Source organism: Microvirga sp. Mcv34 (assembly GCF_024519725.1).
Lineage (GTDB): Bacteria > Pseudomonadota > Alphaproteobacteria > Rhizobiales > Beijerinckiaceae > Microvirga.
In genome coordinates this window covers 1-18,414 of the sequence record NZ_JALJRK010000040.1, presented here as the reverse complement: position 1 = coordinate 18,414, position 18,414 = coordinate 1, and the positions used below count along the sequence as shown (strand labels likewise).

Here is an 18,414-nt window from a genome sequence, read left to right as displayed (position 1 = left end):
GCCTCTCGGACCTTTTTCATGATCGCGTGAGGGCGCTAAAACATCGAACGCAAGAGTGGAAACCGGTTCTGCGTGGAAAGATGCGCCAAACCAAAAACTTAGCGCATCGGACGTGAGTTCGAATTCACGTCCGATGCGCTAGGCTGCCTGCGCATGCGGCGCCCGCTCGAGCTCCACCTCGGATGTGATTGCAGGCGTCGCCATGCGCCCACAGCTGATCAGGGCCACGACATTGGCGGCCAGCGCCAAAGCCGGCCGGTCCGACCGTCGGAGCTGCAGGTAGGAGACGTAGAGCCGCATCAGCTCGACCGTGACATAGTGGAAGGCGACCTCCGACCCGCGCGCCAGCTTCATCCGCCGCGAGGCCGTCGTCAGCTTATCGAGATAGACGGATTGCTCGATGGCCGGCTCCGCCAGAAAGCCGCTCAGGCCTCCGAACATATGCTCGAAATGGTCCCACAGGAGTGCGAGGTTCCGGGCCGCCTTGTCCTGCTGGTCGGGAGCGAGCGCCTGAAACTCGGCGAGGATTTCCCAGGCCGGATCGGCGGCCAGCACATCGTCCTCTTCGCTGGCAAGAGGAAGGAACGGCCGCAGCGCTCGCGCGTGGGAGACCAGAGCGGGACGAAGCCTGTCCCAGCCGGCCATCACTTTGGGTACGACGATCAAAGCCGTGGCGAGCATCGTCTGGTCGAGCACGGCGCCGGCCTGTGTGAGTCTGGGACGCGCCGCCTGCCGGCATGCTTCGAGGAAGCGCCAGCGCAGAAGGCTCAGCCTGTAGAATCGCTCGAGTTTTTCGATGAGGTTGTTTTGCGGTTGTTGATCGACCGACCAGGGAAAGGTGAAGTCACTTCCATGCTGAGGCGGGCTGCTCATGAGGCTGATGATCCGATCCGCAAATCGTTTGAGACGGTGTTCAGGTCATACAGGGCCAATCCAGGCAACTTTGAGGCTTGGGCGTAAGGGCGGGAAAGTACCTTTGGTCGCAGGGGAATCTTGTCTCCCGAGTCAGGCGGCCTTGAACGCCGGTCTGCCATGCTTAAATCCTGGAGCGTCCCTGATCCGGGCCCCTCTGACGCGAGCCGTGCCGGCCCTTGCGTGATGTCGGATCTCTTCGATCCGACCGCCGGCTCAGAGGTGAAGAATGCTTCAGGAACTCCTGGCTGCCGTCGTCAGCGTGCTGATCGTCGATCCGCTTCAGGCGGAGATGAACGAACGCCTGTCCCAAATCCGCGCCCCTCAGGCCGTCATCACCGACATGCGCAGCTGCGCGGAGGCTTCCCTGCCGAGGCTGGCCGATCGGGCGGTCGCCGACCCGTTCTGGGCCGTCAGGGCCACGTTCGACGTCTGGACCGGACGCACCGCGCCCGAAGACATCCTCGGCGGCACCTCGACCCAATGTGACGCCGCCATCAAGGCCGCGAGACTCTACCTGGAGAGTCGCGGAGCGTAAGCGGGATACCGGGCGGATCCCGGATCTCAGGCTCAATGCGGCGGGTGAGATGTGGCGTGAGCCGGCACGCAGGCCGTGGCAACGGACGAGCGAGCCTTCACGCCGGTCAGCGCGCAGCGCCCCAGCCGAGGGTTCAAGCCGGCTGGAGCGTCCGCATGCGTCTCGGACTGGTTCTGCGTTCGATGCGTTAGGTCACCAGAATGTCCAGGTGGGTCATTTTCAAGCCTGCGGAGAGCTTGGCCACCACCACCTGCTGGGCCGCGCCGGTGCCATCCTGGTCGTAATAGAGGACGCCGTTGGCACGGTCGTAGATGACACGGTCGGTCGCATCATGGGCCTCAGTTCCCGTCCAGAAGGCCGAGGACTTCAATGGGCGTTCGCTCCCCAGGCCCGTGAACGCCTTGTTGTTCAGCCAAAACGTGTCGTGGGCCACCGAGAAGTCCCGGATGGTGTCCACGTCCGCAGAGCTTTTCGGAACCGTGTTGTAGACGAAGGCGTCCTTGCCCGAGCCGCCGCGAAGAATGTCGGCCCCTGACTCGCCATAGAGGCGGTCGTTGCCGCTGCCGCCGTTCAGGACGTCGTCGCCATAGCTGCCATAGAGCCGGTCGTTCCCGCTCCCGCCATCGATTCGGTCGTTGCCGGCGCCGCCGTCCAGATTGTCATTGCCGCTCCCGCCGCTCAGAACATCGTCACCATTGCCGCCGAGAAGACGATCGTTGCCGTCTTCTCCATAGAGGCGGTCGTTGCCGTCCCGACCGTAAAGCCGGTCGTTTCCGACACCACCCAGGATCCAGTCGTTGCCCGCCGTTCCGAAGAGCGCGTCATCCACGTTCATGTACTTGAGCTGGCCATAGAGCGGAACTTCGGATCGGCTGACGTCGCCCGGGAGGCTCGTGCTGAAATCCAGGCCAACCGAATGAAGCACGGAGGCAACGACGGAGTTGCTGTTCAGATCATATCCGGGAAGGCTCTTGGTAATGTCATAGCTGTAGCGCAGCCCGGCCTTGTCGATATCGGCTGCATGCTGAACCATGATCTGCCAGACCTCGTTGGCATCCCTCCCACCGAGATCGAGCACCTTGCGATGCCGCTCCTCGGGGGTGTCGGAGCCACGCCGGTCCGGGGAGGACGCGAGGTCGGCGCCGGCAATCGTTCGAAGGTCATCGTTGTTCTTGACGGAGCCCCGGATCACCTTCTCGGAGATGACGTTGCCCTGGTTGTCGGTCTCGGTCTTGACGAGGTAGAGGTGGAGAAAGTTGCTGTCGACCTTCTCGAAATCGACCGGCTTTGCTTCAATGGCGATGACGGTGGGCATGACGTGATTCCCTGAACAACTCGGCGAACCCGAGGCCGCGAGAGAGGCGGCGAAACCATCAACATCGTTGATCGCCTTACGGTTCCATGGACGATGATCGAAGGATCCGGAGACAGGGCTTCTGGCAAGGGGGGCACCACGGCGCAGTCTCCGTGCCGGGACTCGCGCAAGAGGCAGGGAAGGGCTCGGCGCGGGAACCGTGAGAATGTCCCGCCGGGCTGCCGGCCCGGTTTTCCTGTCAAGGTTAACCGCGGGTTAGCTTTCTGGCTGCAGTCTTGAGGCCGACATCCAAAGGAGCCTCGCCATGCAAACCCTCAAGACGTCCCTGGGCCTCGCTTTGGTCGCGACAGTGCTCGTCCCGTTCGTCACCCTGTCGGCCTATGCGGCCACTATCGTGGCCGCTGCCATGATAGCCCCCTGATGCCTCGCCTGCCCGGGTCGCCGACGATGGGTGATGCCGGTCAGGAGAGCCGTCTCACCACGTGTCATCCCACCCGTGTCATCCAGCGAAAGTAGTCTCGCGACCAGCAGACGCCCATCCCGCGATCGCAGGTTCGCTTGTCTACCACTCAGGGAAGATCGCCTCGGCCGGCAAACATCATTGATGTCAGAGGCTTGGAACTTGGTGGAGCTGAGGGGATTCGAACCCCTGACCTCTGCAGTGCGATTGCAGCGCTCTCCCATCTGAGCTACAGCCCCGGTCGATTGAATCGAGCCAAGTGGGCGACGTTTTAGGCCTCTCGGCTTCGGTCTGTCAATCGGCCCGTGCGGGGCAGGGGACGGGTTTCCGACGGGATCCGGCCGCCGGCCGAAGCGGTTATGGGTTGTTCAGCCCCGCTTCAATCGCTACATGAACGAAGCCGATCCCCCGACAGGTTTCCCATGCGCGCGCTCCTGAACGTCATTCTGCTGGCCCTGCAGCTCTATACCTATCTCATTGTCGCCTCGGCGATCCTGAGCTGGCTGGTGGCCTTCAACGTGGTCAACACCCGCAACGATGTGGTCCGGTCGATCTGGAATTTCCTCGATGCGGTGACCGAGCCGGCCCTGAGGCCGATCCGGAACATCCTGCCCAATCTCGGGGGCGTGGACATTTCCCCCATCATCCTGATTCTGCTGATCATTTTCATCCAGAACCTGATCGTCGACTACCTGATGCCCATCGCTTTCTGACAAGGAGCCTGGTTTGGCCTCGAGTGCGGCCTGGAGCATCCGTCCCGATGGGCTCGACATCTGGGTGCGCGTGACGCCCCGGGGCGGGCGTGACGCCATCGAGGGCATCGATGTCCTCTCGGACGGAAGGCGGGTGCTGAAGGTCCGGGTCCGGGCCGTGCCGGAGGATGGGGCCGCCAACGAGGGCGTCCGGCGCCTGCTGGCGAAGGCCCTGAAGGTTCCGGCCTCGGCCGTGAGCCTTGCGGCGGGAGCCACGGCCCGGCTGAAGACCTTTTCGATCTCGGGCGAGGGGGAGGCTCTGGCCGCCGTCCTCGCCGCATTGACAGGACGGACCCATTCATGAGCGCCACGATCATCGACGGAAAAGCCTATGCCGAGGGGTTGCGGTCCCGCATCGCCGGAGCGGTCGGAACCCTGGCCGCGCAGGGCGTCACCCCCGGCCTCGCGGTGGTCATCGTCGGAGAGGATCCCGCGAGCCAGCTCTATGTGAAGAATAAGGCGCGCCAGACCGTCGAGGTCGGCATGCGCTCCTTCGAGCACAAGCTGCCGGCCTCCACCCCTGAGGCGGAGCTGCTCGACCTCGTCGCAAGGCTCAATGCCGATCCTGCGGTGGACGGCATCCTGGTGCAGCTGCCCCTGCCAAAGCAGATCGACGCGCAGAAGGTGATCGAGGCCATCGATCCGGCCAAGGACGTGGACGGCTTCCACCCCATCAATGCCGGGCGTCTGATGACCGGCGTGCCCGGCCTCGTCTCCTGCACGCCGCTCGGCTGCCTTCTGCTCGCGCAATCCGTACGGCGCGATCTCGCCGGGCTCAACGCCGTGGTGCTCGGGCGCTCCAACATCGTCGGCAAGCCCATGGCGCAGCTGCTCATCGCCCAGAGCTGCACGGTGACGGTGGCCCATTCGAAGACCCGCGACTTGGCCGACGTGTGCCGTAACGCGGACCTCCTCGTGGCCGCCGTCGGGCGTCCCGAAATAGTGCGCGGCGATTGGATCAAGCCCGGCGCCATCGTGATCGACGTGGGCATCAACCGGGTCCCGAATCCGGCGGCCGGCGAGGGCAAGACCAAGGTGGTCGGCGACGTGGCCTATACGGAGGCGGCTCAGGTCGCATCCGCCATCACGCCGGTGCCGGGCGGCGTCGGCCCCATGACAATCGCGTGCCTGCTGCGCAACACGCTCGAGGCCGCCTGCCTCCGGCGCGGGCTCCCGATGCCGGCGGTGGATTTCGCCACCCCGTGAGTGAGATGCTCTTAAGGCCTCATCGCTGCGGGAGGTTCGAGAGGCCGCGAGTCAGATGTCCGAGCGTGATCGGCCACCCTTTCCGGCTCCCTTGAATTAGACTACAAAGATGCAATGAGATCTCGTTGCCGTGAGATATACAAAGACTGGAGACCGCAGCCTGCTCCGGGTTGGCACGACCGTCTGATCCTCATCGACGGCGTTTGCGTCCTCTGTTCGTCCTGGGCCCAGTTCGTAATCAGGCGGGATGAGACCTTCCGCTTCCTGCGCATTCAATCACCGCAAGGCCGGCATCTCGCCGAGAGCTTCGGCATCGACCCGGATGAGCCGCAAACCAATGTCGCCATCGTCGGAGGCACCGCCTATTTCAAGTCCGATGCCGCTCTGATGGTCGCCCGTCACCTGCGCGGATGGGCATGGACGCGCATCCTGCGGATCGTCCCGCGGTCCTTGCGCAATCCGCTCTATGATCGGGTCGCCCGGAACCGCTACACTTGGTTCGGGCGTGACGAGGTTTGCCTGCGCCCCACGCAGGAGATGCGGATGCGATGCCTCGATGAGGTCGCCCTGACGGGCGTCTCATGACGTCCCCTATTCTTGTTGTGGGTGGGGCGGGCGCGTTTGGGCGGAGACTGGTCGAGGGGTTGCTCGCCACCACGGATGTCGCTGTGCTGGTCGGTGGACGCAATCCGCGACGTCATGCGGACCTTATTAGAAGCCTCAAAGCCCGTTATGGGGATCCGCGGATCGACATGATCTCGATCGATCGGGATGCACCGCTCGAAATCCTTCGCAAGGTAAAGCCCTTTTGTGTCGTCGATGCTGCGGGCCCGTTTCAGGGAGCGGAGCCTCATCTGGCGCGGGCGGCAATCTTGACGGGCTGCCACTATGTGGATTTGGCGGATGCGCGCGACTTCGTGGCCCGCTTCTCGGCACTGAACGAGGTCGCGCTTGAAGCAGGTATCCTGGCCGTGACGGGGGCAAGCTCAACGCCTGCGTTGTCCGGTGCGGCGGTGGCGGTTCTGACGCAAGATTGGCGGCAGGTCGATGCGATTGCGGTCGCCATCTCACCTGGCAATCGCGCGCCGCGTGGCCTGTCCGTGGTTGAGGCGATTCTCGCCTATGCCGGACAGCCCGTCCGCGTTTGGCTCGGTGGTCGCTGGACGATGCGCCCCGGATGGGGTGAGCTGATCAGACAAGACATGCCTGGTCTCGGTCCCCGCTGGCTCTCCCTATGCGAGACGCCGGATCTCGACATTTTGCCGGCACGCTATCCGTCCACTCGCAGCGTGATTTTCCGCGCAGGCCTTGAGCTGCCCATCCTGCATCTTGGTCTTTGGCTGTTCGCGCTTCCGATCCGCCTGAAGCTCCTGCGTTCTCTTCGCCCCTTAGCATCCGCCCTGCAAAATATCGCATTGTGGTTAGAGCCTTTCGGCACAGATCGGGGCGGAATGAGCGTAGCGACTTCGGGACAAGATCAGGAAGGACATTCTATCCAGGCCATATGGTCCGTCGTGGCGGAAGCAGGTGACGGGCCGAACATTCCCACGCTGCCAGCGCTTGCTCTCATTCGAGGCCTGCTCGATGGCAGCATCATGACAAGAGGCGCGAGGATCGCGAGTGATCTTCTGGCCCTTAATGCGATCGAGAATGAGTTCCGCCGCTTCCGGATCGATGTGCGGCGGGCTTCCTGCTGGCCTGAAGGCAAAACCCTGTTCGAGAAAGCTCTCGGCCCCGATATCGCACGTCTCCCGCCGCTGGTGCGACAGATTCATACAAGCGCTCCTCTCCATCTGACAGGCCGCGCCATGATCGACGGCGCAGAGCATTGGGCGGCAAGGATCGTCGCAAAGCTGTTCGGATTTCCTGCAAGTGCATCGGATGAGGTCGCCGATGTCTTCCTAAAACGGCACGGCAACAAGGAAATCTGGATCCGTCGCTTCGGACGCTCGACCTTTCGCAGCACGCTTAGAGCCGGCCCTGCGCCCCGACGCCTTTATGAACGTTTCGGTCCCTTCGATTTCGAGCTCGAAATGACGCCGGACGAGACCGGCTTCATGCTCGACATGGCGGCCTGGCGCATAGGTCCTGTGAGATTGCCGATGGTTCTGGCACCGCGCACGCCGGCACGAGCCTTCGTGGACGAACATGGCCGCTACAGCTTCGACGTAGCGATCGCGCTGCCCTTCATCGGGAAGCTCGTGCGCTATCAGGGCTGGCTGGTGCCTGACGAGCGATAAAGATCCGCCCGCGAGGGCGGCAGGCCTGACGGGCCGCGGGTGCGTTTGGACACGAGGGTCTGGTTCACACCCACGGCCGCGCGCTCGAAGGCGAGCGAGCAGCCGGCGAGGTAGAGCAGCCACATGCGGGTCTTTTCCGGCCCGACGAGCGTCTCGGCCTCGGCCCGGCGGGCGTTGAGGCTCTCCCACCAGAGGCGGGTCGTGCGCTGGTAATGCTCGCGCCAGGCCTCCACGTCGTGCACCTCGAAGCCATGGCGTTCGAGATTGGCCACCGACATGCCGAGGTGATCGAGCTCGCCGCCCGGGAAGATGTAGCGGGTGAGCGCCTTGTATTCGGGCTTGAGCCTGCGGAAGGCCCTGTCGCTCTTCTTGGCGCGTCTCGCGATGGTATGGTGCAGGTAGAGCCCGCGCGGCCTGAGCAGGCGATGCACGGCGCTGAAATAGGCCGGGTGGTTCCGGATCCCCACATGTTCGAACATGCCGATGGAGGAGATCTTGTCGAACTCGCCCCCCATTTGCGTGAAGTCCTTCACCAGCACCTCGACCCGGTCCTGCAGGCCCAAGCGCTGCACTTTCTCCCGCGCCAGCGCGGCCTGCTCCTCAGCGAGCGTCACGCCTGTGGCCTTCACGCCGTAATGCTGCGCCGCATGGCAGATGAGCGCCCCCCAGCCGCAGCCGATGTCGAGCAGGCGCTCGCCGGGTTTGAGCCGCAGCTTGCGGCAGATCATGTCGAGCTTGTCCCGCTGCGCGCGGGCGAGGTCGTCGTGCCAGTCCGGCTGGAAATACGCGCAGGTATAGACCATCTCCGGGTCGAGGAAGAGCTCGTAGAACGCGTTCGACACGTCGTAATGGTAGGCGACGTTCTGCTTGTTGGTCTGAGGATTCCCGTCGCGCGAGTCCGGCTTGTCCTCGACCCGGGCGAGCGGCCGCGGCATGTCGGCGGGAGCGCGCAGGAAGTGATAGGCGGTTTTCAGCGCCTTGAGCTTGCTCAGGCTCTTCAGGCGCCGGCCGGCCTTCTGCGGACGCTGGGAGGCGAGATCGAAGATGGTGCCGTTCTTGAGGTCCAGCAGGCCGGCCACATAGGCGTTGAGCGCGGTATCGAGATTGGGGCGGCGCAGGAGGGCCGCGATCACGCTTTCACGCCGGATGACCAGGCGCATGGCATAGGACGGCAGGTCGGCCGGGACCGTCGAGCCGTCCCACAATTCGAAGCCGAACTGGAGGTCCAGCGCGCGATGCGCGTCGCCTAACAGATCCCGGAACATTTCCAGCCGCGCGGTCTCGCCCATCCCAGCCATGAGCCCTCCCTTATCAGCGCAAGGTAGCGGGAGGGCGGCACGGGAACAACCGGTGCTTTCGCGGTCCGGCCCTCCTTCAACGCTTAATTCGCCAAGGTCCAAGTCACCGAGGTTCAGTTCGCCAAGCCGGCCAGGTGGCGGAGCTTCTCGGGATTGCGCACGATATAGACCCCAACGATGCGGCCGTCCTCGATTTCGAGGGTCGTGGTCTGCACGATGCCGTCCTTCTCGAGCGTGACGAAGCCGGGCAGGCCGTTGATCAGCCCGTTGTAAAGGACGGGGGGCAGCCGGCCGTCATCCTTGCGCGCCACGCCCATGAAGAGGCCCGATACCCTGCGGAAGCCGAAGAGCGGGTTGAGGGCCGCGTTCCGGACGCCGCCGCCATCCGTGTAGGCGACGACGTTCTCCGACAGGAGATTCTGCAAGGCCGTCAGGTCGCCGCTGCGCGAGGCGGCGAAGAAGGCATCGGTCATCCGGCGGCCTTCCTCCCGGTCGACAGGATAGCGCGGCCGGTCGGCGCGCACGTTCCTGCGCGCCCGGGCGGCCAGCTGGCGGCAGGCGGCGGGATCCCGGTCGAGGGTCGCCGCGACCTCCTCGAAGCCGAGGCCGAACACGTCGTGCAGGAGAAAGGCTGCGCGTTCCAGCGGCGAGAGCCGCTCCAGGGCCATCATCAGGGTCAGCGACAGGTCCTCGCTCATGTCCTCGTCCCCGGCGGTTTCCAGGACCGGCTCGGGCAGCCAGGGCCCGATATAGGTCTCGCGCCTGACCCGCGCCGATTTCAGGATGTCGAGGCACAGCCGCGTGACCGTCCTGGACAGGAAGGCGCCCGGCTCGCGGATCAGGGTGCGGTCCGTCTGGTGCCAGCGGATATAGGCCTCCTGCACCACGTCCTCGGCCTCCGCGAGGGAGCCGAGCATGCGATAGGCGAGGCGGACCAGCCCCGGCCTGAGGGGCTGGAACCGGTCCGCCGCGTCGCCGTCAGGCGGCCGCACGGCCCGCCTCGACCGGATGGATGGACCGGAAGCCGATGGCCAGCCGGTTCCAGGTGTTGATCGCGCCGATCAGAAGGGTCAGGTTGACCTGTTCTGCGGGCGTGAAGTGACGGGCGAGCTCCTCATAATCCTCATCCGGAGCATGGGTCTCGGCCACCAGGGTCAGGGCCTCGGTCCAGGCGAGGGCTGCCCGCTCGCGTTCGTTGTAGAGGGGCGATTCCCGCCAGCCGTTGAGGAGATAAAGCCGCTCCTCCGTTTCTCCGCTCGCCCGCGCATCCTTGGTATGCATGTGGAGGCAGAAGGCGCAGCCGTTGATCTGCGAGGCGCGGGTCTTCACCAGCTCGATCAGGCTGTGCTCCAGCCCGCTGTTCTTCAGGAGCTTCTCCAGCTCCACCATGGGTTTCAGGGAGCCGGGAGCGACTTCGAAGGGCATCAACCGGGCTTTCAACATCGTCTTGGTCCTCGTGTCTCGTGTTGCTGACAATGCCAAGACGAGGCGGCGATGCCGAATGTGACATGAGGCCGAAATTTTTTCAGCTCTCCGGGTTCGACGCGGCGCCGACGGATCTCCCCAAAATGCTCAAAAGCCGAGGAACAGGAGATCAAGCGCTCGCTTGATGGTGTCTTGATCGGCCGCGAGGGAGCCGACGGGGTGCTGCAACTCGCGGACAGGAATGGATGCCAGGAGCGGGATCATCACGACGAGCTCGCGTCCGTCGAGACGTACCAACGGGGTCAGTTCGGTGAGGACCGGCGCTTCGCTCCTGGGAAAGAGCGGCGCGACGATGCGGGTGGCGATGGGCGCCAGGATGTCCGATTGCAGGTCGACCACGAGCCGGTTCGAGCGGCCGACGCCGGCGAAGACGTCGAATTGGCTCATCAGAACTGCCGGAACTCGTCCAGGGGCAAGCCGTCCTGTTCGATCATTCCGTTGTAGGTGTCGATGGCGTCCCTGTTGTCCTCCCGCCAGCGGGCTTTCCGAGCCTCCGCCACCGAACGGGCCAAGCCGCTTTCGCAGGCTTGGGACAGGTTTATGTTCAGCGCTTTGGCCTCAGCCACGAGCTCGACTGGAAGGGTGACATTGGTCGGACGCCGCTCCCGCGCTGCTCCAGAAAGCTTTGGCATTGCACCATCTCCAAAAACATATGCACATAGTCTATGCGCATATGAGGTGCGCGTAAAGCCGACTCCTGCGTCAACTCTACAAACCCGAAGAGACCATGGTCTCAAAAATCGCTCGCGATGCCCTTCACTTCCCAGTCCTCGTAGCGGACGGGCTCGAGGCCGCCGCGGCCCTGGAGTTCCTTCTGCTTCGCGATCTCGGCCGCGCGGGCATCGATGTCGAGGCGGCGTTGGGCGGCCTCTTCCAGGGCCCGCCGGGCGGCGGGGGAGAGGTTCTTGCCGGGGGCCGCGCCTTCGGCGGGTGGGGACTGAGGGATGTTGTCGTTCGTGCTCATGACAGGCCTTATGCCAGATTATCCTCTTGGGAGGGAGCTGGACCGTTCCCACATAGGGTTCAACATGGATTTTGCGTTGACCCCGAGGTGGAGACCCCGATGAACACCGTCAAGACCGGAATGCTGCTGGCGGGCCTGATGGCCCTGTTCGGCGTCGTCGGCTATTTCCTGGGCGGCGGCACCGGCATGATGATCGCCCTTGGGTTCGGCCTGGCGACCAACCTCTTCGCCTATTGGAACTCGGACCGGCTGGCGCTCGCGGCCCATCACGCCGTCGAGGTGGATGAGCGCACCGCGCCGGAACTGGTCCGGATGGTGCGCGATCTCAGCCAGCGCGCCGGCCTGCCCATGCCGCGGGTCTATCTCATCGACAATCCGCAGCCCAACGCCTTCGCCACCGGGCGCAACCCGGAGAACGCGGCGGTGGCCGCCACCACGGGCCTCCTCCAGATGCTCTCCCATGACGAGGTGGCGGGCGTGATGGCGCACGAATTGGCCCATATCAAGAACCGCGACACGCTCATCATGACCGTGAGCGCCACCATCGCCGGCGCCATCGCGACCCTGGCGCAGTTCGGCTTCCTCTTCGGCGGCCGGGGCGACAACCGGCCGAACCCCATCGTGATGCTGGCCACGGCCCTCCTGGCGCCGCTCGCCGCCATGATCATCCAGATGGCGATCAGCCGCTCGCGGGAATACGACGCCGACCGGATGGGCGCCCAGATCTGCGGCCAGCCGCTGTCGCTCGCCTCGGCGCTGGCCCGCATCGCCGGCGGCGTGGCGCAGATCCCGAACCCCGACGCGGAGAGCCGTCCCGCCACCGCATCGCTCTTCATCATCAACCCGCTCTCGGGCCAAGGGGTGGACAACCTGTTCTCGACCCATCCCGCGACGGAAAACCGGATTGCGGCCCTGCACGCTTTGGCGCAGGAGATGGGTGCGTCGGCTGAGCCTCCCGGCTTCTTCGCGCAGAGTTCATCAAGCCCGTGGGGTTCCGTCAGGGGCCCTGGCGGCAGCCCGACCGGCACCCGCCGCGGGCCTTGGGGTTAAGATTTTGGATCAAATGAGCGAACAGGCGGGCCTCGGGCCCCGCCGCCTGGCCTGGATGGCGGTGACCGAGACCCTGAAGCGGCGCGTGCCGCTCGACGACGTCATGGAGGAGCTGTCACGGGCGGAAAACCTCTCCGCCCGCGACGAGGCGCTGGCCCGGGCCATCGCCATCGTGACCTTCCGGCGCCTCGGCACCCTCGGGCACGCGTTGCGCGAGCGGCTCAACAAGCCGCCCAAGGACGAGCGCCTGATGCATCTCCTCGCCATCGGGGCGGCGCAGATCCTGTTCCTCGACGTGCCGGACCATGCGGCGGTCGACAGTGCCGTGGAACTCGCCCAGGGCGACCCCAAGCTCCATCACGCCGGCGGCTTCATCAACGCCGTCCTGCGCCGCGTCGCTCGCGAGCGCGAGCAGATCCTGGCCGAGAACGATCCTTGGCTCGACACGCCCACCTGGCTGGAGGAGCGCTGGATCACCCAGTATGGCGAGCCGCTGGCGACCAGGATCGCCGAGGCGCATCGGTCGCTCGCCTCCGTCGACCTGACGGTGAAGGGCGAGCCGGAAGCCTGGGCCGAGCGCCTCGGGGGCGTTCTCCTGCCCACCGGCAGCATCCGGCTCAAGGAGCGCACCGCCATCCGCGAGCTGCCCGGCTTCGAGGACGGCGAATGGTGGGTGCAGGACGCGGCCGCCGCCCTCCCGGCCCGGCTGCTTCAGGCGAAGCCCGGCGAGCACATCGCTGATCTCTGCGCCGCGCCCGGCGGCAAGACCGCGCAGCTCGCCGCCGCGGGCGCCGAAGTCCTCGCCGTGGACCGCTCGGCCAAGCGGCTGGAGCGGCTCGAGGAGAATTTGGCCCGTCTGAAGCTCAAGGCCGAGACCCGCGCGCTCGACGCGGAAAAGCTCGACGCGGAGCCGTTCGACGCCATCCTGCTCGATGCCCCATGCTCGGCCACCGGCACCATCCGGCGCCATCCGGACGTAGCCTGGACCAAGAGCGAGGAGGATATCCGCAAGCTCTCGGGGCTTCAGGCCCGTCTCCTCGACAAGGCGGCGACCCTGCTGAAACCCGGCGGACGGCTGGTCTATTGCACCTGCTCGCTGGAGGCCGAGGAAGGCGAGCGTCAGGCGGAGGCCTTCCTCGCCCGCCATCCCGCATTCACCCGCAAGCCCATTACGTCCGATGAGATCGGCGGCCTGACCGAGTGCATCACCCCGCAGGGCGACCTTCGCACCCTGCCGAGTCAGCTTGCCGTTACGGAACACGATCGCAGCGGCCTTGACGGCTTCTTTGTCGCACGATTTGTGCACAAGGGATCGTCAACAGGGTGAACGATCCCTTACCTGTTGTTAACCGGTCAGCAGGAACTCCTCACCTAAGTTGGCTGAGATTTGAGCGAACAAGGGGAGCACCACGGGTGGAATTCGGGCCGGATCGCTGGCGACTGTACGGGCTTGCCGCACGCGAGGCAGGCCGTGCCGTGCGCGAAAGCGCGGTCTGGAGCCTGTCGAAGCTCTCCAGCGCGCCCGTGCCGACGCGGCTGCTCTTCGCCCCGCAGGACCTGCGCACGGCCGATCCCACCATCGCGACGGATATCTATTCCGGCTTCTTCGCCTTTTCCGGCCGCGCCATCACCACCGGCGGGCGCTCGCCCTTCGCGTTCGCGCCGCCGAGCCGGGCCTGGGGCCAAGCCCTCTACGGCTTCGGCTGGCTGCGCCACCTGCGCGCGGCCGGCACGGCGCTCGCCCAGGCCAATGCCCGCTCCCTGGTGGACGAGTTCGTCACCTCCAAGCTCGGGGACAAGCGCCTCGCCTGCTGCCCGGAGATCACGGCGCGCCGGCTCATGTCCTTCATCAGCCAGTCGCCGTTGATCCTGGAAGGCGCCGACCACGCCTTCTATCAGCGCTTCCTGAAGCTCATCGGCCAGCATGTGCGCACCCTGGAGCGCCAGGTCCGCGCGGGCTGCCTGCCGTTCCAGCAGCTCATGGCGGCCATCGCGCTCTGCTATGCGGGCCTGTGCTGCGAGGGCCTCGACCGCAACCTGCGCCGCGCGAGCCGCCTGCTCGCCCGCGAGCTCGAACGGCAGATCCTGGCCGATGGCGGGCATGTGAGCCGCAACCCGCGCATCATGGTCGATCTCCTGTTCGATCTCCTGCCCTTGCGTCAGATGTTCGCCAGCCGCGAGGTCGATACGCCCGACGCCCTGCTCCATGCCGTCGACCGGATGCTCCCGATGGTGCGCCTGTTCCGGCACGGGGACGGCACGCTCTCCCATTTCAACGGCATGGGCGTGACGGCCGCCGACCATCTGGCGACGCTGCTCACCTATGACGACATGCGCAGCCAGCCGATCCACCACGCGCCCCATTCCGGCTACGAGCGCCTGGAGGCCGGGCGCACCTTGCTCGTGGCCGATGTCGGCGCCCCGCCGCCGCGCCCGCTCTCGCAGGATGCGGGCGCCGGCTGCCTGTCCTTCGAGTTCTCGAGCGCCGCGCAGCGCATCGTGGTCAATTGCGGGACGCCCTACATCGCGGGCGATCCGATCATCCAGGCCTCGCGCTCGACGGTGGCGCATTCCACCGCCTCCATCGACGACGTCTCGTCGTGCCAGATCGTCGACAAGAAGGGCAATTGGCTGCAACGCCGGATGTCGGCTTGGATCCTGCGCCGGGTCGGCCCCGTGGTCCTCAGCGGGCCCGAGCGGGTGACGGCGGAGCGGAGCGAGCGCGAGCACGTTCAGATCCTCGGCGCCAGCCATGACGGCTACAAGGCCCGATTCGGCATCACCCACGAGCGGCGCTGGCAGCTTGCGCCCAAGGGCAACGTGCTGGAGGGCGAGGACAATTTCTGGAGCCAGGGGGGCAATGCCGGCACCGCGCAAGCCGTCATCCGCTTCCATCTGGCGCCGGGAATCAAGGCGAGCCGCGCGCAGAACGGCCGCGTGGTGATGCTGGTCCTGCCCAACCGCGAGGCCTGGCAGTTCTCGGCCGCTCCTGTCGAGGCGGAGCTGGAGGACAGCGTGTTCCTCGCTACCGCCGAAGGCATGCGCCGCACAGAGCAGATCGTGCTCACCGTCCAGCCCGGCGAGATGCCCTCCGTGCGCTGGCGCTTCGAGCGCCTGGCGCGCAGCTACAGCGCGGAACAGCCGGCCGAGCAGGGAGCGGAGCTGATCTGACCCTTCACTCGTTCGCCTCGGGCGGCAGGAAGTCGACCTCGTGCTCGGCGGAGAGCTGCAAAATCCGGGGGATGTCGTTCAAATCGTGCAGGGCGTCGAACAGGGCCTCCAGCCTGCCCGCGGGAGACACCCAGAACAAGGCGCGCGCGGGCGTGTCGGATTTGTTGAAATAGCCATGCGGAACGCCCCGCGGCATGCGAACGAGATCGCCCACCTTCGCCTTGCTCCAGACGCCATCGAGCTTCAGGTCGAGCTCGCCTTCGAGCACCAGAATGAACTCGTCCTGCGTGGGGTGGATATGAACGGGCACATATTGCCCCGGATCGCTGTTGGTTTCGAAGGCGAAGGACGAGTCGCAGGAGGCTTTCGGAAAATACAGTTGGCCCAGAATGTTCCAGGATTTGCCCCTGTATCCTTCGCCAGCCCGCGTGATGCCCTTCTCAAGGTCGCTCATCCTTGTCCCCTGTTTGCCTGACACTTGTGGTCCGGCAGCATGACCGGACCGTGTTTGCGCACGCAAATGGGCATCCGGGGTAAGATCGTCCCGGCCGCGCCGGGTAATCTCCGCAAGAGCACTGAGAAAGTCCCACGCCGATCTGCTAAGATCCGGCAGCGTTGCGTTCCGATCCCTCGAAGCGATTGGAGCCGAACATGTCCTCCAAGTTCCATGCGAAAAGTGCCGAGGCCTATGAACAGCTCATGGGCCGCTGGAGCCGAAGGCTGGCCCGGCCGTTCCTCGACTTTGCCGGACTCGAAGCGGGCGAGCGGGTGCTCGATGTCGGGTGCGGCACGGGCAGCCTGACCTTCACGCTGCCCCAGGTCGCGGATGTCGGCCGCATCGACGCCATCGATTATTCCGAGGTTTATGTGGAAGCAGCAAAGGAGCGGAACGCCGATCCCCGGATCGCTATCGCCCAGGGGGATGTCTGCGCCCTGCCGTTCGAGGATGGCGTCTTCGATCGGACGCTGGCTCTCCTGGTCCTCCATTTCGTTCCGGAATCGGAGCAGGCCCTGCGCGAAATGAGCCGGGTGACGAAGGCTGGCGGAACCGTTGCGGCTGCCGTCTGGGACAGCTTTGGCGGCGTGCCGGTCCAGCGCATGTTCTGGGACACCGCGGCCGCCCTCGATCCCTCCGCGGCGGCGATCCGCGGCGAAAATTACTTTAAGCCGCTCACGAGGCCCGGCCAGATGGAAGCGCTCTGGGCTGACAGCGGCCTCGTCGACGTCGCCGAAATCCCGCTCATGATCCGCATGGAGTTCCGGAACTTCGCGGATTTCTGGAGCCCCATCGCGGCCGGCGAGTCGCCGCTCGGCAAATACGTGACCGGGCTCGACGACGACAATCGCGCGGCCTTCGAGGGTGGGCTGCGCGCCGCCTACGAGGGGGGCAGGCCTGACGGGCCGCGATCCTTCGCGGCTGTCGCCCTGGCCTGTCGCGGCACCGTGCCGGCGGAGCGGCATCGGCGGTGAGGCGGCCATGCAGGTGAGGCAGGTTCCCATCCCTGGCCCGCCGTGGTATCGCGCCCGCATCTTTTCCCTTGAATGGAGCGGCCGCCATGCCGAGCGACCTGAAGCGCGTGTCCCGCGCTCTGCTTTCCGTATCCGACAAGACGGGTCTCGTGGACTTCGCCCGCGCGCTCTCCGAGCGGGGCATCGAGCTGGTGTCCACCGGCGGCACGCACAGGACCTTGAGCGAGGCGGGCCTGCCCGTGAAGGACGTGAGCGAGGTCACGGGCTTCCCCGAGATGATGGACGGGCGCGTGAAGACGCTGCATCCGTCGGTCCATGGCGGCCTGCTCGGCATCCGTGAGAATCCCGAGCATCAGGCGGCCATGCTCGCCCACGGCATCCAGCCCATCGACCTCCTGGTGGTGAACCTCTACCCGTTCGAGGCGACGGTCGCGGCCGGCAAGCCCTATGACGATTGCATCGAGAACATCGACATCGGCGGTCCGGCGATGATCCGCGCGGCGGCCAAGAACCACGGCGACGTGGCCGTGGTGGTGGACGGTGCCGATTACGCTGCCGTGCTCGACGATCTCGCTCGGCATGCCGGCTCCGTCACCCTGACCCTGCGCCGCCGCCTCGCCCAGAAGGCCTATGCCCGCACGGCCGCCTACGATGCGGCGATCTCCAACTGGTTCGCCGCCGAGATCGGCGAGGCGACCCCGCCCTTCCGGGCGCTCGGCGGCTCCATTGCCGAGGTGCTGCGCTACGGCGAGAACCCGCACCAGAACGCCGCTTTCTACCGCACGCCGGAACAGCGCCCCGGCGTCGCCACCGCCCGGCAGGTGCAGGGCAAGCAGCTCTCCTACAACAACATCAACGACACCGATGCCGCCTACGAGGCCGTGGCCGAGTTCCTTCCTGAGCGCTCCGCCGCCATCGTCATCGTGAAGCATGCCAATCCCTGCGGCGTCGCAGAGGGCGCGTCCCTGCGCGAGGCTTACGAGAAGGCCCTGCGCTGCGATCCGGTTTCGGCCTTCGGCGGCATCGTGGCCATGAACCGTCCGCTCGACGCGGAGGCTGCGAAGGCCATCACCGAGATCTTCACCGAGGTGATCATCGCGCCCGACGCGACCGAGGAGGCCATCGCCATCGTGGCGGCCAAGAAGAACCTGCGCCTGCTGCTCGCCGGCGGCCTGCCCGATCCGCGCCAGGAGGGCCTGACCCTGCGCACGGTCGCGGGCGGCTTCCTGGCCCAGAACCGGGACAACGCGGTGGTCGATTCCATGGACCTGAAGGTGGTCACGAAGCGCGCCCCCACGGACCGGGAGCTGGAGGACCTGCGCTTCGCCTTCCGTGTCGCCAAGCATGTGAAGTCGAACGCCATCGTCTATGCCAGGGACCTGGCGACCGTCGGTGTCGGCGCCGGCCAGATGAGCCGGGTCGATTCCTCCCGCATCGCCGCCTGGAAGGCCGCCGAGGCGGCCAAGGCCGCAGGCCTCCCTGAGACCCTCGCGAAGGGTTCGGTGGTCGCCTCCGATGCCTTCTTCCCCTTCGCGGACGGCCTTCTGGCCGCC

20 protein-coding genes and 1 tRNA gene are annotated in these 18,414 nt (G+C 65.8%); 11 read left to right on the top strand and 10 right to left on the bottom strand.

Annotated features, from left to right (window positions below; genetic code table 11):
• Positions 1–138: 138 nt before the first annotated feature.
• Entirely contained in the window at positions 139–873 is a 735-nt protein-coding gene (locus tag OC446_RS19335; RefSeq protein WP_262030652.1) for an FUSC family protein, read from the bottom strand.
• A gap of 268 nt (positions 874–1,141) precedes the next feature.
• Between OC446_RS19335 and OC446_RS19330 the strand changes: the two genes are divergently transcribed.
• Positions 1,142–1,450: a hypothetical protein gene (locus OC446_RS19330; protein WP_262030651.1), complete on the top strand. Its 309-nt coding sequence runs from the start codon at positions 1,142–1,144 to the stop codon at positions 1,448–1,450.
• 187 nt (positions 1,451–1,637) lie between these two features.
• Here the strand turns inward: OC446_RS19330 and OC446_RS19325 are convergent, their stop codons facing one another.
• Entirely contained in the window at positions 1,638–2,765 is a 1,128-nt protein-coding gene (locus tag OC446_RS19325) for a calcium-binding protein (protein ID WP_262030650.1), read from the bottom strand.
• 623 nt (positions 2,766–3,388) lie between these two features.
• Positions 3,389–3,464, bottom strand: a tRNA-Ala gene (locus OC446_RS19320).
• A gap of 183 nt (positions 3,465–3,647) precedes the next feature.
• Between OC446_RS19320 and OC446_RS19315 the strand changes: the two genes are divergently transcribed.
• From OC446_RS19315 to OC446_RS19295, 5 genes are all read left to right on the top strand, one after another.
• Entirely contained in the window at positions 3,648–3,938 is a 291-nt protein-coding gene (locus tag OC446_RS19315) for a YggT family protein (RefSeq protein ID WP_009493530.1), read from the top strand.
• A gap of 13 nt (positions 3,939–3,951) precedes the next feature.
• Positions 3,952–4,281 carry a DUF167 family protein gene (locus tag OC446_RS19310; RefSeq protein WP_262030649.1) on the top strand — a complete coding sequence of 110 codons (330 nt, stop codon included), beginning with the start codon at positions 3,952–3,954 and terminating at the stop codon, positions 4,279–4,281.
• Positions 4,278–5,183: a bifunctional methylenetetrahydrofolate dehydrogenase/methenyltetrahydrofolate cyclohydrolase FolD gene (folD, locus tag OC446_RS19305; protein WP_262030648.1), complete on the top strand. Its 906-nt coding sequence runs from the start codon at positions 4,278–4,280 to the stop codon at positions 5,181–5,183. Before OC446_RS19310 ends, folD begins: the two co-directional genes overlap by 4 nt.
• A 114-nt stretch (positions 5,184–5,297) precedes the next feature.
• Positions 5,298–5,768 (top strand): thiol-disulfide oxidoreductase DCC family protein, encoded by a 471-nt coding sequence (locus tag OC446_RS19300; protein ID WP_262030647.1) that lies wholly within the window; start codon positions 5,298–5,300, stop codon positions 5,766–5,768.
• Positions 5,765–7,423: an SDR family oxidoreductase gene (locus OC446_RS19295; RefSeq protein ID WP_262030646.1), complete on the top strand. Its 1,659-nt coding sequence runs from the start codon at positions 5,765–5,767 to the stop codon at positions 7,421–7,423. The genes OC446_RS19300 and OC446_RS19295 overlap by 4 nt, the downstream gene beginning before the upstream one ends.
• Here the strand turns inward: OC446_RS19295 and OC446_RS19290 are convergent.
• The 6 genes from OC446_RS19290 to OC446_RS19265 all read right to left on the bottom strand — a co-directional run bounded on the left by OC446_RS19290 (position 7,393) and on the right by OC446_RS19265 (position 11,170).
• Positions 7,393–8,721 (bottom strand): class I SAM-dependent methyltransferase, encoded by a 1,329-nt coding sequence (locus OC446_RS19290; RefSeq protein WP_262030645.1) that lies wholly within the window; start codon positions 8,719–8,721, stop codon positions 7,393–7,395. The genes OC446_RS19295 and OC446_RS19290 overlap by 31 nt on opposite strands.
• A 113-nt stretch (positions 8,722–8,834) precedes the next feature.
• Positions 8,835–9,713 carry a sigma-70 family RNA polymerase sigma factor gene (locus tag OC446_RS19285; RefSeq protein ID WP_262030644.1) on the bottom strand — a complete coding sequence of 293 codons (879 nt, stop codon included), beginning with the start codon at positions 9,711–9,713 and terminating at the stop codon, positions 8,835–8,837.
• Positions 9,700–10,110, bottom strand: a complete 411-nt coding sequence (locus OC446_RS19280) for a carboxymuconolactone decarboxylase family protein (RefSeq protein WP_410055098.1) — start codon at positions 10,108–10,110, stop codon at positions 9,700–9,702. The genes OC446_RS19285 and OC446_RS19280 overlap by 14 nt, the downstream gene beginning before the upstream one ends.
• Before the next feature lie 183 nt (positions 10,111–10,293).
• Positions 10,294–10,593 (bottom strand): CcdB family protein, encoded by a 300-nt coding sequence (locus tag OC446_RS19275; protein ID WP_262030643.1) that lies wholly within the window; start codon positions 10,591–10,593, stop codon positions 10,294–10,296.
• Positions 10,593–10,838: a type II toxin-antitoxin system CcdA family antitoxin gene (locus OC446_RS19270; RefSeq protein WP_262030642.1), complete on the bottom strand. Its 246-nt coding sequence runs from the start codon at positions 10,836–10,838 to the stop codon at positions 10,593–10,595. Before OC446_RS19270 ends, OC446_RS19275 begins: the two co-directional genes overlap by 1 nt.
• Before the next feature lie 101 nt (positions 10,839–10,939).
• Positions 10,940–11,170 (bottom strand): DUF1674 domain-containing protein, encoded by a 231-nt coding sequence (locus OC446_RS19265; protein WP_262030641.1) that lies wholly within the window; start codon positions 11,168–11,170, stop codon positions 10,940–10,942.
• 99 nt (positions 11,171–11,269) lie between these two features.
• Here OC446_RS19265 and htpX point away from each other — a divergent pair, with 99 nt between their 5' ends.
• From htpX to OC446_RS19250, 3 genes are all read left to right on the top strand, one after another.
• Positions 11,270–12,220: a zinc metalloprotease HtpX gene (htpX, locus tag OC446_RS19260; RefSeq protein WP_262030640.1), complete on the top strand. Its 951-nt coding sequence runs from the start codon at positions 11,270–11,272 to the stop codon at positions 12,218–12,220.
• Between the two features lie 13 nt (positions 12,221–12,233).
• Complete coding sequence (locus OC446_RS19255) at positions 12,234–13,547, top strand: RsmB/NOP family class I SAM-dependent RNA methyltransferase (RefSeq protein ID WP_262030639.1); 1,314 nt, start codon at positions 12,234–12,236, stop codon at positions 13,545–13,547.
• Between the two features lie 86 nt (positions 13,548–13,633).
• Positions 13,634–15,391: a heparinase II/III family protein gene (locus tag OC446_RS19250; protein ID WP_262030638.1), complete on the top strand. Its 1,758-nt coding sequence runs from the start codon at positions 13,634–13,636 to the stop codon at positions 15,389–15,391.
• Positions 15,392–15,395: 4 nt separating this feature from the next.
• On the opposite strand, the gene OC446_RS19245 is transcribed toward OC446_RS19250, so the two are convergent.
• Complete coding sequence (locus OC446_RS19245; RefSeq protein ID WP_262030637.1) at positions 15,396–15,845, bottom strand: cupin domain-containing protein; 450 nt, start codon at positions 15,843–15,845, stop codon at positions 15,396–15,398.
• Positions 15,846–16,042: 197 nt separating this feature from the next.
• On the opposite strand from OC446_RS19245, the gene OC446_RS19240 reads away from it, so the two are divergent.
• Both OC446_RS19240 and purH read left to right on the top strand, forming a co-directional pair.
• A complete protein-coding gene (locus tag OC446_RS19240; protein WP_262030636.1) occupies positions 16,043–16,861 on the top strand; it encodes a class I SAM-dependent methyltransferase in 819 nt (272 codons plus the stop codon).
• Positions 16,862–16,947: 86 nt separating this feature from the next.
• A partial coding sequence (gene purH, locus OC446_RS19235) for a bifunctional phosphoribosylaminoimidazolecarboxamide formyltransferase/IMP cyclohydrolase (protein WP_262030635.1) occupies positions 16,948–18,414 on the top strand: 1,467 nt, incomplete at its 3' end.